The sequence below is a fragment of the Arenibacter hampyeongensis genome (genome assembly GCF_002909255.1).
Taxonomy (GTDB): domain Bacteria; phylum Bacteroidota; class Bacteroidia; order Flavobacteriales; family Flavobacteriaceae; genus Arenibacter; species Arenibacter hampyeongensis.
In genome coordinates this window covers 18,591-33,875 of the sequence record NZ_PIOB01000019.1, presented here as the reverse complement: position 1 = coordinate 33,875, position 15,285 = coordinate 18,591, and the positions used below count along the sequence as shown (strand labels likewise).

General features: G+C 38.6%; 12 protein-coding genes, 1 tRNA gene and 3 pseudogenes. 5 read left to right on the top strand and 11 right to left on the bottom strand.

All coding sequences use genetic code 11. The features are described 5' to 3' along the window. Positions 1–125: 125 nt before the first annotated feature. On the bottom strand, positions 126–3,458 hold the full coding sequence (locus CWD91_RS22245) for a glycosyltransferase family 117 protein (protein ID WP_103443181.1): 3,333 nt from the start codon (positions 3,456–3,458) through the stop codon (positions 126–128). A gap of 285 nt (positions 3,459–3,743) precedes the next feature. On the opposite strand from CWD91_RS22245, the gene CWD91_RS22240 reads away from it, so the two are divergent. Further along, positions 3,744–3,815: transfer RNA gene (locus CWD91_RS22240), tRNA-Gln, on the top strand. An 858-nt stretch (positions 3,816–4,673) separates the two neighbouring features. On the opposite strand, the gene CWD91_RS22235 is transcribed toward CWD91_RS22240, so the two are convergent. Further along, a complete protein-coding gene (locus tag CWD91_RS22235; protein ID WP_157943874.1) occupies positions 4,674–5,453 on the bottom strand; it encodes a putative periplasmic lipoprotein in 780 nt (259 codons plus the stop codon). Positions 5,454–5,752: 299 nt separating this feature from the next. Between CWD91_RS22235 and CWD91_RS22230 the strand changes: the two genes are divergently transcribed. Then, entirely contained in the window at positions 5,753–5,938 is a 186-nt protein-coding gene (locus CWD91_RS22230; RefSeq protein ID WP_103443179.1) for a hypothetical protein, read from the top strand. A gap of 12 nt (positions 5,939–5,950) precedes the next feature. Beyond that, positions 5,951–6,808, top strand: a pseudogene (locus CWD91_RS22225) (IS110 family transposase); the annotation flags it as partial. 391 nt (positions 6,809–7,199) lie between these two features. On the opposite strand, the gene CWD91_RS22220 reads toward CWD91_RS22225, so the two are convergent. From CWD91_RS22220 to CWD91_RS22195, 6 genes and pseudogenes are all read right to left on the bottom strand, one after another. After that, positions 7,200–7,769, bottom strand: a complete 570-nt coding sequence (locus CWD91_RS22220) for a TMEM175 family protein (protein WP_103443177.1) — start codon at positions 7,767–7,769, stop codon at positions 7,200–7,202. After that, positions 7,766–7,981 (bottom strand): annotated as a pseudogene (locus tag CWD91_RS22215) ((4Fe-4S)-binding protein); the annotation flags it as partial. The gene CWD91_RS22220 and the pseudogene CWD91_RS22215, both read right to left, overlap by 4 nt. A gap of 83 nt (positions 7,982–8,064) precedes the next feature. Beyond that, positions 8,065–8,361 (bottom strand): phosphoribosylpyrophosphate synthetase, encoded by a 297-nt coding sequence (locus tag CWD91_RS22210; protein WP_103443176.1) that lies wholly within the window; start codon positions 8,359–8,361, stop codon positions 8,065–8,067. Positions 8,362–8,395: 34 nt separating this feature from the next. Beyond that, positions 8,396–8,887 (bottom strand): cupin domain-containing protein, encoded by a 492-nt coding sequence (locus CWD91_RS22205; protein ID WP_103443175.1) that lies wholly within the window; start codon positions 8,885–8,887, stop codon positions 8,396–8,398. A gap of 24 nt (positions 8,888–8,911) precedes the next feature. After that, positions 8,912–9,640, bottom strand: a complete 729-nt coding sequence (locus CWD91_RS22200) for a pirin family protein (RefSeq protein WP_103443174.1) — start codon at positions 9,638–9,640, stop codon at positions 8,912–8,914. A 55-nt stretch (positions 9,641–9,695) separates the two neighbouring features. Next, on the bottom strand, positions 9,696–10,280 hold the full coding sequence (locus CWD91_RS22195; protein ID WP_103443173.1) for an isochorismatase family protein: 585 nt from the start codon (positions 10,278–10,280) through the stop codon (positions 9,696–9,698). A 139-nt stretch (positions 10,281–10,419) separates the two neighbouring features. Here CWD91_RS22195 and CWD91_RS22190 point away from each other — a divergent pair, with 139 nt between their 5' ends. Further along, entirely contained in the window at positions 10,420–10,776 is a 357-nt protein-coding gene (locus CWD91_RS22190; RefSeq protein ID WP_103443172.1) for a winged helix-turn-helix transcriptional regulator, read from the top strand. A gap of 117 nt (positions 10,777–10,893) precedes the next feature. On the opposite strand, the gene CWD91_RS22185 is transcribed toward CWD91_RS22190, so the two are convergent. After that, positions 10,894–11,550, bottom strand: a complete 657-nt coding sequence (locus CWD91_RS22185) for a hypothetical protein (protein ID WP_157943873.1) — start codon at positions 11,548–11,550, stop codon at positions 10,894–10,896. A gap of 207 nt (positions 11,551–11,757) precedes the next feature. Between CWD91_RS22185 and CWD91_RS22180 the strand changes: the two are divergent. Next, a pseudogene (locus tag CWD91_RS22180) lies at positions 11,758–13,335 on the top strand (IS1182 family transposase). A gap of 49 nt (positions 13,336–13,384) precedes the next feature. Here CWD91_RS22180 and CWD91_RS22175 read toward each other — a convergent pair. Beyond that, a complete protein-coding gene (locus tag CWD91_RS22175) occupies positions 13,385–14,311 on the bottom strand; it encodes an alpha/beta fold hydrolase (RefSeq protein ID WP_103443170.1) in 927 nt (308 codons plus the stop codon). Positions 14,312–14,552: 241 nt separating this feature from the next. After that, positions 14,553–15,110, bottom strand: a complete 558-nt coding sequence (locus tag CWD91_RS22170) for a helix-turn-helix domain-containing protein (RefSeq protein WP_103443169.1) — start codon at positions 15,108–15,110, stop codon at positions 14,553–14,555. Positions 15,111–15,285: the final 175 nt, after the last annotated feature.

The following is a 15,285-nucleotide window of genomic DNA, read 5'->3' as shown; positions in this document are numbered from 1 at the left end:
AACAAGTTAAATGCCTGAAAATCAATCAGTTGACCAAAAATTATGGGGATGTAAAAAACAAAAAAAGTCGGAAGAAAAAATCTTCCGACCATGACTGGACATCTGTCCCGGTTTTTTTATATTCTTTATTCTGGAATTGCGATGCTGTCCAATTCTTCTTCCTGTATGGCATCCATGGTAGTTGAGTCCATCAAATCAGGATCCGAGCTTGGAGCTTGAATTTGCTCCATGGGATCGTTGCGATAAAAGCGTTCGAACTTCGCAATATATTCATTAAAAATAAGGGTTTCCTTTTCGGCAATATCCTTATCCTGATTCGTGATCAGAATATCTATATTTCTGCTGTAGGCCTCCAAATCGGGAATAATTTCGTCTAGGAAAAGACGTTGTTCCTCAAAAGGTAAATTGGCGTAATAATCCAATCGTTCCTGATAAATATTTTTAAGTTTCTGAAATAGATTTCTGGCCTTTTTGGTTTCACCTACTTTAAAATATCCGTCAACAAAGGGCTCCACAAATGCGTAATATCCAAAATATTCCACGGGCATGTTTTCCATGGCAATGTTAATGATGTCTTTCGCTTTTTCAATCTTGTTTTCGTTGATCAAAGTTTCTGTAAGTCGGGCCAAATTGCCTCTGAATGAAAGTGCCTGGGTACGGGTCTGGGGATCGTGATAAATATCCGAGCTTCCGGCATTTCCCCAATCCCATTTTTTCACAATGTCGTACATAAGGTCAGCATCTACCCTGCCCATCTCATAAGAACTTCTGTTGGTTGTTTTTATGGGGACCAATTTGTAAACAAGGCCATCCAATTGAAGGTAGTCCTTCATCCAGATATACTCGGCCGGATCAAAACTTCCTCCAGAGAAATATATGGGGCGCTTCCAATCGTTGTTGGCGATAATATCCAACATAAGGATACGGTTTTTTGGCAATGCACTTTTGGGGAGGTCAATATCAATATAATCTACAATTAGGGCCGAGTCTTTTGCTTTGACCAAACCACTCTCCAGAACATTTTTCTTGTTTACCGGAACCCTAATTTTGTTGGTGGGATAATAGACCACATCCAAATTGCTTTCGGAATACTGACTCAAATCTGCACCTTTCTTCTGTAATATACTTCGGAATTTGGTTTGTTCTTTGTCACTGCCGACCCAGTTCATAAAGTCCTTAATGTCCCATCTACTTTCTGTAAGCTCGTTAAAGTAAATAGCATCCCTTGAACCCCAACGATATATCTCATGGGTAAGTTGTGAGGGTATGGGATCGCTTTCATAAGCTTTCTTTTTCATTTGGTCTATATACCAATCAGTGGCAAAAAGGCTGGTGTTGACCACACGCACATCGGTTCGGAATCCTTCAATTTCTTGAGCGTACCACAACGGGAAGGTGTCGTTGTCCCCAATCGTAAATAGAATGGCGCCGGAGTCCTCATTGGTAGATTGTAAATAAGCCTTAGCCGTGGATTGTGTGGTAAACCTATTGGACCTGTCGTGGTCGTCCCAATTTTGGAATGCCAAAACACCTGGCACGGCCAAAAGACATAAAACAGTAATTCCGGGAGCCAATATTTTGGGACTCAGTAGTTTTTGGAATTCATCAAAAAGCCCGTAAACACCGAGACCTATCCATATGCCAAAAACATAGAAGGAGCCTACAAGTGAATAGTCACGTTCCCTTGGCTGAAAAATGGCTGGATTGGTATAAAACTGTATGGCAATACCAGTGAACATAAAGAACACGAACAATGCCCAAAACTGTTTGGGATTCTTGCTTATTTGGAAAATTAGGCCAATAATGCCCAATAGCAATGGCAGGAAAAAATAGGTATTCCTACCCTTGTTGTTCTTAATGTCGCCAGGGAGGTTTTCCTGACTCCCGAGTCTGGCATTATCAATAAAGTTTATGCCGCTCAGCCAGTTTCCGTGATTGTCATATCTTCCTTGAATGTCATCTTGCTTGCCAACATAATTCCACATAAAATAGCGCCAGTACATATAACCGAATTGAAATTCGAACATGTATTTGATATTTTGCATGACTGTTGGTGGTTCTACATCAATATATTCGCCAAACTCCCTAAGGAATCTCATATATTGGGTGGTGTCTATTTCACCCTTGGCATAACCGTCCTTAAATTGGTTTACGGCATCCCTTAATTCATTGTTTCCAAGGTAATCCGATTTGATCTTAAACGTCAGCGGATCAAAATACTTCATATAATTCTCGGCATTTTGCTCACTCCACATACGGGGAAGAAGACCAACATGTTTTGAATTTGGCCCTTGTAAGGCATCTTTGTAATTGTTGACTATAATGTATTTTCCGGCCTTTAAATCTTTTTCGTATTTGGGTTTCTCGTCTTTCTCATCCCCTGCAGGCGCAAAAGTGTCCGAATAGTAAGCACCATAGACCGGACTGTCTACTCCTGGGTACTGTTCCCTGTTGTAATATGCCAATAGAGATCGGGCATCCGAAGGATCGTTTTCGTTGATTACCACATCGGCATTTGCCCTAATGGGCAACATTAACCAAGAAGAGAACCCTAAAAATAAAAACATCAGACAAAGAACAATGGTATTGGCTATAGTATAGTTGTTGTTTCGTGTATAGCGTAATCCCCAATAGAAGACGGCAATAAAAATAAGACCCATTATTATGGTGCCCGAGTTAAAAGGTAGTCCAATAGTGTTTATAAAAAATACCTCGCTCCAACCAAAAACTTTCAACACGTAGGTCAGAGAAAATTTATAAACCAACATTAAGATGGCCACCACAATAATATTGGCTAAAAGAAAATTCTTTACCGTTGTGGTTTTATAAGTATTAAAATAGTACAACAATCCAATGGTCGGAATGGCCAGGAACCCCATAAATTGAATCCCAAAGGTAAGCCCAATTACAAAGGAGATGAGTACGATCCACTTATTGCCTCGCGGATTCTCCAAGTCATCCACCCATTTTAAACCAAGCCAGAGAAGAAGGGACATGATTAAGCTGGCCATTGCGTAAACCTCGGTTTCAGTAGCATTGAACCAAAAACTATCCGTAAAGGTAAAGGCCAGGGACCCCACTAATCCGCTTCCTAAAATAGCCAAAGCTTTGCTATTGGTAATTACTTCTTCCTTGGAAATAAGTTTTCTGGTAAGGTTGGTAATGGTCCAAAACATGAAAAGTATGGTAAAGGCACTTGAAACCCCGGAAACTAGATTTACCATCTTGGCAACCTGTGTTGGTTCAAAGGCAAACATGGCCATAAATGCACCGATCATTTGTAGTAAAGGTGCTCCTGGAGGGTGCCCTACCTGTAATTTGGCTGCCGTAGAAATATATTCACCGGCATCCCAAAAACTACTAGTGGGTTCAACGGTTATTCCATAAATTATTAGTGCTATAAAAAAAACAAACCATCCAGTGATGGTGTCCCATTTCTTGAAATTTTTTGAAAACATGCGGTTTGTCGTTTATCCGAAGGGCGAATTTACTAATTTAATAACATAAAGGGATATATATTTCATAAACCTTTAACATGATTTTAGGTCAAAATATCTTTTATTATTTGCCAATTGGCAATGTACTCCATATGTAATTCTGTATATAAAAGCGATATAAACACATTTGAAACCCCATTGTTAAAGGGCAGTGGAAGAATATTTCTCTATTTTTTTTGGAATATGGCTCAAAAATATTTGTGCATATAAAACTTTGTTCTAAATTTGCACGCTCAAACGAGGTAGTGGCCTATGGTGTAATTGGTAACACAGCTGGTTTTGGTCCAGTCGTTCTAGGTTCGAGTCCTAGTAGGCCAACGTTTAAATCCCCTGATTTCATTGAGATTGGGGGATTTTTTATTTCTTGGGTACAACATAGGTACAACAAATTGGGTTTTTCAACACTTAAAGATTATTCATTCAAATCTATTTTATTCTTTATTAAACAATCAGCACTGAAAATAAGTTTTAAACTCAGGTCGTCTGTCTGACAATTTAGGGTTTTTCAACCTTTGTAGGATTAGCTTGGGAAAGAATCAAATGCTTTATATGTTAATAAGACGGCAGTTTTGGACATTGCGAATGTGAACTAGCGGTTTTAATTTGTGTCCTACTGTAGTTGCGAAAAGCAAAAAAAATCGTTGGTTTTCGCCCTTAAGGGGGCTTTAAAAATATGCTATATAATTTATATCGCTGAAATCCAGTCGTTAGGTGAAGCCTTTACTTTGATCTAATCCATCGTCTTGCTGAATAATGGCTCGTGCAGTGTTTACGTACTTTTTATTCCGGCTGTGAATACCTGAATCGGCAGTTAATTCAGAAACGACCGGACACAAACTGAGATCGAGCTTTCCCGTCAATTTTCAGACCTTTAGTCAAGCAGTAATTCCTTAATTCATTCAAATCAACAACAAAGTCATTTACAGTTAAACCTTGGGAAGTCAAACTACGTTTTGTTTTTAGATATGTCTTATGCCACTCTTTCCATGTTTCGTGCATGTTTTCCGGGTCGTCGATTAACTTTAGGAATTTCCCCCAATCTTTTTCGATAATATGCTAAATTCACCTCCATGACTAATTTTTATTTCGGGATGTCAAAAGTGTAAACTATGTGACTTTAACTTTGTAAAGGATGTCCCTTTAACGTACCCAGCTTGCCGCTAACGGTGGCGGTAGTTAATATTCATACTTATAAATGTAATTTCCGCAGCAAGCAGCATAACAAGGGTCAATCCCAAAATAGTATTCTCTTTTTTCAATCAGCTTTTTACCAACATAATCATTCACTTCAATAATGTTGTCACCATCTTTTATTTTCGACAATCTATTTTCAGAATCATACTCGTAAGTCTTTAAATAAATCAGACCTCCTACTTTAGTTTCCTTTTTTTCTTCAATCAATAGCTCTCCTGAATATTTATAATATGTAAAGTGATGTTTCTCTCCTGTTTTGGTATAATCAATCTTGCTTACAACCTTTCCATTGCTATATTCATAAGTATTAAATCCACCCCAATATTCCCACTCTCTAACTAATTGATTGTTTTCATATTCTCTTGGAGCTTCGCTTTCACTCTCATTAACCACCTGTCCATCTGAATCATAATCAGTAAATTTGTATAAAATATTAATTAGCTGATTTGACTCATTATACACATAGGTCATTTCTGTTTTCTTCCAATTAGTCTCATATATTTCTGAAATTATCTGATTGTTTGAGCTATAATCATAGGTTGTCTTACTTTGTAATTTTCCGTTTTGAATCGACGTTTTGTTTATCAAATTATCATTGTCATAAATGTAACCCTCAATTCTTAATGTATCATTTGGTGATGCTTGGCAAAATACAATCATAGTACTTGGGTTATCAAGTTCTGCTGGTATTAATAAGTCATTATCCTTTGAACAAGCTAATAGTATCAAAATGAAAGATGTGAATGTCGCTATATTTCTCATGTCAATCCAATTTTATTTTCAATCTCAAGATGTTTCTCTCTGATTTAAGGTTGCGTTACTGTCTCTCTTAATTACCGCCAACCGGTCTCGGCTATGAGTATTTGCGTGGGTTAGCACCTAACTCCCGCCCGTACCGAACGGTACGTTCGGGCGGGTTGCAAGCCTGCCTGCCGGCGGGTACACAACAAACTGAAAATCCGCGAGGATTTTCAGAAGTAGGCGAGAACAAGCAATTACTTATAGCATCTATGTAAAAGCAGTAAGTCGAGTATCTTTAAGATGAACCAAAAATTAAAGATATGAACACTCAAATTACTGCCACACCTAAGTTATTCATTGGTATGGACATACACAAACGTAGTTGGAAGGTACATTGTGCTACCGACCTCTCATCGGGCAAGACTTTTAGTATGCCACCGCGTGCCGAATTGCTCTATGAATATGTGACCAAACATTATCCAAGTTATGATGTATCCAGCGCCTAGGAGGCCGGTTGTTGTGGATACCACGCACATCGTTGCTTTGTTAGCTATGGCTGGCGTTCATTGGTGGTCAATCCTGCCGATATTTTCAGAAGGGGTAAGGAGCGCCACACCAAAACAGACCGAATAGACGCGCAACTCATAGCGCGTGAACTTAAGGACGGGAGGCTGAAGGGTATTTGTGTGCCGGATAAGTGTAGGGAGCAACTGCGTAGTCTGTTCCGTCGTAGGAACGACTTGGTAAAGGATATGCGCCAGATCAAGAGCTATATCAAGATGCAGTTGTTGTATTATGGTATTGGAATACCACAGGACCTTGATAACGATCATTGGAGCCATAAATTTAGGGATTGGGTAGATGGTCTGGATTTTGAGTATGATGCAGGTAAAGAGGTTTTGCGAAGCCGTATGCGCAGCTTTCGGTTTATCGATCAGGAGTTTCGTGATGTTTCCACCTTATTGCGCCGGCATACCAAAATCCACTTTAAGAAAGATTACATGCTTTTACGAAGTATTCCTGGTATAGGCCCAATAGTTGACAGTGGTATTTTGAGTGAATTGGGTGACCTGCGCCGTTTTAGGAATATAAAACATTTGGCCGGATATGTAGGTCTGGCGCCCGGCATTTACCAGAGTGGTGACACCGTCCGACATACGGGGGTAAGTATGCGTGCCCACCGTTTAATACGTAGTTATTTCATTGAGGCTTCTTGGCAGGCCATTCGAACAGATCCCGTGATGCAGGCCTTTTACCGCAAGCACCATGGAAAAAATGTGAAAAGTGTCATTGTAAAGGTAGCTAGGAAACTGTTGAGCAGGACCTTGGCGGTGATAAAGACGGAGACCCCTTATGCGATAGGGGTATTGGAATAAAATACAGGGAATTAACAGTAACAAGATAACTAAGCTCACAAAGAATAGTAGATTGGCTTGGATCACAAAACAATGTAGGTGGTCCCGCCGCTGGTGGGAACCACATCGGTTAGCAAGTGACCAGGCTTCTTATAACTTATAATCATACAGATGCTGGTGACCACTCCCGCAGGACGTGGATCACATATAGGATGCCGAGCAGGTTATATAGTATTGAATTTTAAATGATGCACAGCCTCATCCATAATTCAATACGTTTAAAAGTGTTATTATGAGGTAGTTAAAGGATAAAATATTAACTTTAGAGAACTTGATTATTGCTTTTCATAGGATACGTTGTTATACGCTGGCTTTTGTCTTCGTTTTTCGGGCAACCTGATTCGTTTTTTTACTACACCTCTTTTTCTAAATCCTTATTGGGGACAAACCAAATAATTGCTACCAAAACATATATACCAACAGAAATAATGGGTTGTACAAACCCAAATATTGTAGCAAGACCAAACAGTACAATAGAGAACGTCCCTTTGTTTTTGCTCTTATATGTGGTATGAAGCATTGTGTGTTTCGGATGATTTGATTTCAATGTCAATACTAAAATATACCAAGCTATGCTTGCCATAAAAAGTACAAAACCATATAATGCAGTAGGTAATTCTTGAAAATGGTTTTCGCCCATATATCCTGTAGCAAAAGGGAACAAAGACAACCAAAAGAGCAAGTACAAATTTGCCCAAAGCACCTTTCCGTTTACTTTATTTGAAGCGTGCATCAAATGGTGGTGATTGTTCCAGTAAATACCCACATTTATGAAACTCAACACATAGGTAACAAAAGTAGGGATCAATGGTTTTAAAGCCGCCAATGTGTCCCCTTCCGGTACTTTCATTTCCAGTACCATAATGGTAATAATAATGGCAAGTACGCCATCACTAAAGGCTTCCAGTCTGTTTGTTGTCATTCTCTATTTTTTAAACTCTCTCTTTTACCATTATCTTCTTGTTCTATTCTAACCACTGATTGAGTTTCCTTAATACGCAAGGCCATTGACGGGCAATTTGATACATGGCTGATCAGTTCTACAGATGTGGCATTTTCAGGTTTTATCCAAGGTCGTTTTTTCGGGTTATAAACCTTTGGCAATATTCTTACACAAATTCCAGCCTGGGTACATTTTTGCGGATTTCATAAAATGGTGGTTTCTCCGTTTGAATAAGCTTTAAATTTCATATTGAATATTTTATCTCCTTAATTTACTACTTCAATTTATCCAACATTTCATTGGTTATATCTTCCGAATAAATACTATACGAGTTTACCAAAACTCCCTTTAAGTTATACTTATCGGAAGAAATAGCGTATAGTATAGAAGAGTCGTCGGGACTGGAATCTCCTTCAAAGCGAAAAAATTTATCGATTTCAAACTCATTGTGAAAAACCTTATACTGGCCATTCCTACATTCTATACAATTCTGTTTAAGGTTGAAGTCTTCAACATAACCTTGTTTTTTGAGTTCGTTAATTCCGTCTATTAATGTGTCAAATGATTCCATATTGAATATTCAAAATTGAATTACAAGTTACTAATTAATCCAAATAATCGGGTGGAAACATTTCCTGGCCGTACTTTTCGTTAAGCACTTCTGTTTTTTTCATAAAAGCGGGGGTCATTTCTGGTTGTGGTAAAAACTCACCCTGTCGCACGGGCTCACCGAACTCTCTGAAAAAATCATCAAGACCTGCTGGCGTTACCGTACATAACATTCTACAGTTTTGATTGCTGTTGTTTACAAAAGAATGAACACCCCCATTTTTTGGAATATTTACAAATCCACCTGATTTTAAAATTCTTTTATTTTCTTCGGTTTTAAATAAAACCTCGCCTTCCATCACAAAAAATGTTTCGTGGATTTTAGTATGTCTATGGGGAATGGGTCCTCCACCTGGTGGGACGAGCATTTCAATAATAGCATAAGCTCCGTTGGTATCCTTTCCAGAAACCAATATTCTGTAATTGTCTCCTGCTACACCAATGTACTCACCGTCTTTTTCACCTGTAATGGTTATTGTATTGTCCATAATTTAACTGTTACTAATTTTTACTTACTTCTTGTTCCCGCTATACATACCGCCGTCATAATAAGGGGAACGAGTATCGGTAACAAACAGCACCAATTCCGCACGTGTATCGGTCTTAAAGTTAACGGCTTCATCACGAATAAAGAGACTCTCGCCTTTAGTCAATTCTATTTGGTTATTTACTTTCATTTCCCCTTGAAAAGTATATAGCAAATATGCGAATCCTTCTTTTGGTGACTCTGGAAGGGTAAACTCTTTATTGGGTGTCATTTGCATATCGTAAATCCAAGTATCGCTACTCATTAACAGAGGTGTTTTTTTGACATCGGGCGAGGCAATTAGACGCCATTTATTTATACTGTGAACTTCTTCCAATTCTTGAAAGAATACTTCTGGCTTGGAATCTTTTTCTTTTGGGCGAATAAAAATTTGCAGTCCTTCTTGTTCCTCCAAAATGGCTTCTTCGTGGTAAAACAACTTACCTGCTTTCATCAGCATCAACCTGTGCGGCGTAATGTATTCGGTAAAACCTTCAGAATCGACGTGCTTTACTTTTCCACTTCTGAAATACGACAGGATATCATCGTTAACGTGCGGATGCATTTTTATAACAATTCCACCGTTAATATGCGCTTGGTCTATACGTCCGATACTAAAATAGCCAGTATCGGTTTCAGAAAGTTCCAGTCCAGGATACAAAATAGATATGTGGCTATTCCCTATTTTTTTTGAATTGTCTATCTTTTTTATCATAATGCATTATTGTTCTATTGATTTGTAACCTGATTTATAATTTTAGTTTTAATAATTATCCGAATACTTCTTCGGTAACAATAGGTACGACTTTTTGGCCATCTTCAGTCGCCCAACTATGGATGAGTTCGGCTACCAATTGGTTTGCGGTAGTAGTCCTAACTCCATTTTTTTCCCAAGTAATTCGTGCAATATCATCGGCTGTTTGTGTAGGAGAACCTCCAGCATCGAACACCACCTGTACATCATAGCCTTCTTCTACCATTGAAATGGATGGATATACAATACAAACATCATTGGTCAACCCTGCCATAATTACGTTTTTGCGATTGCCAGCAGCTTCAAGCACCGCTTTTTTGTAATTTTCATCATTCCAAGCATTTGTAACTCCCATCCTTTTAACACGTTTTTCAAATTCTTCGGGCAACAACTCTTTGAGGTCCGGAATTATTGGCCCTTGCGCATATTCTTCCATACTTGTGGTAAGTACTACTGGAATGTTCAGCGCTTTGGCCAATCGGGCTAGCAATCTTGTGCGACTGATTATTTCTTGTTTTGAACGGCTTTTACTCCAGCCTAATGTGCCTTCTTGATGATCGATCAATAGCATAACCGTATCATCTTTTGTAAAATGTTTCATCTTTTGAAATTATATTATGTTAAACTTTTTTATGAAGATTTAATTCCTGAAAAAGAAATCTATCATACAAAATTAAAGAATAAACTATACATTTGTAACCTATTCACAAATATATACCAGTTACAAAAAGGATACCTAAATGAAAAATGAAAAGTTAGAACACAATAACGATGACTGTAAAAAAGCGAGGATGGCCATAAAAGATACACTTGATGTTGTTGGCGGTAAATGGAAACTTGTTATTATTTCGATATTGCGATTTGGAAAAATGCGATTCAAAGAGTTGTCACGTGAGGCAGGTATTACTCCAAGGGTTTTATCTAAAGAACTTAAAGAATTGGAAATGAATGGATTGGTTAGCCGAACCGTTTGTGACACGCGCCCTGTTACCGTAGAGTATGCATTAACGCCTTATAGCAAAGGACTGGAAGAACTCATAGACGCTATGCATCAATGGGGCGTCAGCCATAGACAAAGAGTTACAGGAAGGAGGTAAGATAAAAGGGTCAGACTTTAGATAAAAGTCAAACCCTAGTTATTTTTAACTTACACAGTTTACGGGATAGTGTCTTGACTAGTGCTTTTCATAGGATACGTTGTTGTGGCACGTATTTTATTCTTTTCGGTATGCTGTCATTTCCATTGGTCCAGTAGGAATTAAGCAAAGTTTTATAAATTCCGACGTAACTTCTTTGATTGGAATTGAGCCATTTCTTTTTCCATTAAAATACATAGAAACGAAAAACGTTGAATCAATTTTTTCAATCATTTTTTTCTCTCCTTCTTTTCTCTTAAACAGTTCGAGTCTTTCTTTGACCCAAAGTTCTTTATTAAATTCAAATTCCGATTCTCGTCCGTTTTCAGTCAGTACGAATGTCATTTTTTCAATATCTTCTTTTTTCAGCGTTGTAATTGTCGGTTCAAGTCGATAAAAGTCACATTCAAAAACAGCGTCTTTGTCATTTGATTTTCCGTCGATAAACCACTTTATATGATTCTCATTAACGATTTCGTATTTAGAGGTTTTCTCATTGTTTTGATTTAAAAAGTCTCCATTGTCCATTTTCAATGTTGTTGCTTTTTCTTTTAAAGAATAATCAGTATAAATGTCAACATTGTTGTTGTTGATTTCAAGAAGTTGAAAACCAGGATATCCTTTTTTTTGATTTCCTGAATCTACGTCTTTCAGGATCCATTTTCCATTCATATTTTGTCCAATTACGGAAGTAAAAATCATTGATAATAGTATGATGGTTGTCGTTTTTCTCATATGTGCCACCGGTTCGGCTATGATTTCGTTGCGGCTTTGAAATTCGGAGAATTTCGGACCGTAGGAAATCAAGCCGTGTTAAATGTAAGAATTTTCAAATTAGCTGGCAAGGTAGCAATGAATTATAGCCATTGTGCCTGTAGCACAAGTTAGCAAAAAAGTCGGTCATGATCATTGTGGATCGGCGGATGGATCGTAACTTTAGTTATGCAGGGAAAAAAGTATTATCAGAAGAAACTCTTCAACCTGTTCCAGCTCAGTGAACGGGTTCCCGAGACCAATTTTTATAGACAATTAAAGGATGCCGTCGATCTGGATTTCCTCTATGGTGTTACTGAACTTAACTACGGTTCGAGCGGCCAAAAGAGCATAGTTCCGGTGGTATTCTTCAAACTTTGTTTGGTAGGTTATTTAGAAAATATCATCAGCGACCGCAAGCTCATAGACCATTGTTCGATGCGCTTGGACATCCTTTATTTTATCGGATACGATATAGACGAGGAACTTCCTTGGCACAGTACGATAAGCCGTACCCGCCAACTGTTCCCGGAAAGTGTATTCGAGGAAGTCTTCACCAAGGTGCTGGGCATGTGCGCGGAGAAGGGAATAGTAAGTGGCTATACCCAGGCCATAAATTCGGCACCGGTCAAGGCCAACGCAAGCATGGACACCTTGGAACTGAAGGTGTCCGAAGAGGAACTGGACGAACACCTGCGGAAGGTACGTGTTATGAGCGCAATGGACAAAGAGGAACCGCATCGCAAGAGCAAAGGCGATAGGTCGGACAAGGGCCAGCGCACCGTTTCGGCAAGCAAGAACGAACTGGCGGCGATAAAGGGCCGGAACAGGAAATGGGCGCAGGACCAGGACCAACGCCCGGGCGCGAAGAACAAGGGGGCCAAGTATACGAGCAACAAAACACATTACAGTCCCACGGATCCCGATGCTCGGATCAGCGTAAAACCGGGCAAGGCCAGAAAGCTGAACTACCTCTCGCAGCTCAGTGTCGATATAGCGAACCATGTCATAACCGATATCAGGGCGTACCATGCGGACGGGAAGTACAACCAACAGTTGCCGGATATCGTCCAAAGACTTCGAGCAAGGTTGTGGAAGGAAGGCCTGGTGTGGGAGAGCTGCGTAGCGGACACGGGGTACAGTAGTGGCGAGAATTATGCCTTTCTGGAGGGGATCGGGCTAAAGAGCTTCATCCCGCCGCACGGCACCTATAAGGGCGGCCCCGATGGGTTCGAATACGTCGGGGAACAAGATCATTACCTATGTACGCAGGGCAAGGCGATACCCTTCACCTAGGTGTTCAACGATCATCGTACGGGTACCAAAAAGAAGGAATACCGGGCAAGGAAGCATGTCTGTAAGGGATGTCCGATACGGGAACAATGTCTAGGGCGGAGCGCCCAGGAAAAGAAGTTCAGTGTCACCTATTACCGAGAAGAATATGAACGTAACATCGAACGGGTGAATAGCAGTCAGGGTAGGTATATGAAGGGCAAACGCCAGAGTACGGTGGAGCCTGTTTTCGGTACGCTGACACAGTTCATGGGGCTCAGGAAGATAAACACCATAGGATTGGAACAGGCCAACAAGGTGATGCACCTCTCGGCCATTGCCTACAACCTGAAGAAGTACCTGAAATTTGAACAAAAACGCTCAAAAAGTGGGGTAGGCAAGGCCGCCTTGTCGGTTTTTATAAAAACCGGACTACATAAGCTGCAAAGATGGTTTCTATGCCCTGCAAAAACAATGGTCTGTTCGGGTGCTTAAAAAACAAAACCACCTTAAAAAGCAGTTAACGAGGTCGTTGTTTTAATAATTACGGGGTTGTGCAACGGTTACTTGTGTTAGCTACAGTTTTTTTTGCTCTGCTTGCTTTATAAAAAAAATCAGACTTAGGCCTTTTAAAAGGTTCTGATAAAAACTTATCAGCAATGCTATTAAATAACTCTGGATTTGAGGAAGGGGTGAAATGTGTTTCACCAGGCATAATACAGAGTTGCGCTTTTTGTAGATTTTTATATATCTCGAGGCTATGTTCACTTTTAATCCCGTCTTCATCACCCGCCATCACCAATACTTTTGCTTTAATTTTTTTTAGATCTGTGATTGGTATATTTGGTTGATTGCCTACCAAGCCCATAAGTTGTTTTTTTAAGCCCCAATTTTGTGTTTTGTCATTGTCTTTTATTTTAAGTTCAATTAAATCAAATTCTTCTTTGATTTTGTCAATTGCCCAAGAATGAACAGCGGTAGAATCAGGCCTCAAGTTTGCAGCCATCGATACGATTTTTTTAATTTTTATCTTGTTGTTAACACCCATTTTTAGTCCAACGATTCCGCCATCACTCCATCCAATTATAGAGACAGAATCAAGCTTTAAATGTTTTGCTAGGCCCTCCCAATCTTCTGCAATTTGCTCATAAGTTAATGAATCAGTTTTTAATTCAAATTTCCCTTGCCCCCTGCTATCTGCAATAATTACTCTATACTTTTTTTTGAAATAGTCAATTTGATCACCCATCCAAATAATGCTACCGCTATTTCCATGAATCAGGAATAAAGGCTCACCATCTCCGTATTCTTCGTAGTAAATATTTGCTCCATTAATCTCTACATATTTGCCTACAGTTTTGTTGTTTCCATAAGGAATATCAAAATCAAGGTTTAATTGGATTTGGGCAGTTGAAACAAGAGATGTTAAACCTATAAAAAGGAAAATGAATAACCGAAATATATTTTTCATCTTTTTAAAATTGTAGCTAACAATAAGATGTTATCATTAATCATATTTCTTTAATAGGTTCAATTTAATAAATCTTTCTTTGCCCTAGTATTAATTTGGAGGCTAACTGTTCTAAATGCCCCTACCCTATTTTTGTACAGATGGCCTTCAAGGGCCCACTTTATGATAGACATAAAAAAGAACATTTACTTGAAAAATAAGTCGTGGAAAACCGTAAAGGGGTGGTTTGTACTAACACGTTTTAATCCAAGTATTTTATCAAACCCGCACCAAAATATAAGACCGACAGACCTATAAGAAGACAAGGAAACAATCCAGTGCCGAATCCAATTGGAAACCCGTGCTTTATCATGATAAAAACAAAGTAGATGATATACCCAAATCCAAATTTAAACATGCGCTCTTTATTATTCATCTTTTTTGTCAACGTAACTATAAAGTAAGGCAGAAATATACTTAACATCAATCCACCAAATCTGCTGTTAAGATTAGCGTTTGAATCTAATGTTAAATAACCTATCATTCCCATTAACACCGTATTTAATGCTAAAAGGAAAAAATTATTTATAATTAATGCTCCAATATTATTTGTCATTGAATCCTCATTAGGAATCAATTCCGAAATATCGATCTGTAAAACATCGCATAAAAGGTTTAGAGTTTTACCTCGTGGTTCACTTTCACCACTTTCAATCCGTTGAATAGTTCTAATGTTTATATTTGATTGTTCAGCTAATTCTTCTTGAGTCAGTCCTTTGCTTTTCCGGATTTCGCTTATTTTTTTTGCAATTTTATTCATATCACTTATACAATTATTCAACCCTAAAAGTAAATTTTAAATTGATTATGGATAACGGTAATAGTCTGATTTATGCACGACATTTGATTTGTCAGCTAATGTCGTAAAGTTGCAAATAAATGTTATGTAACATATTGACTAAAGCTTAACGTATTGTACTTGCTTTTTTGTTAAA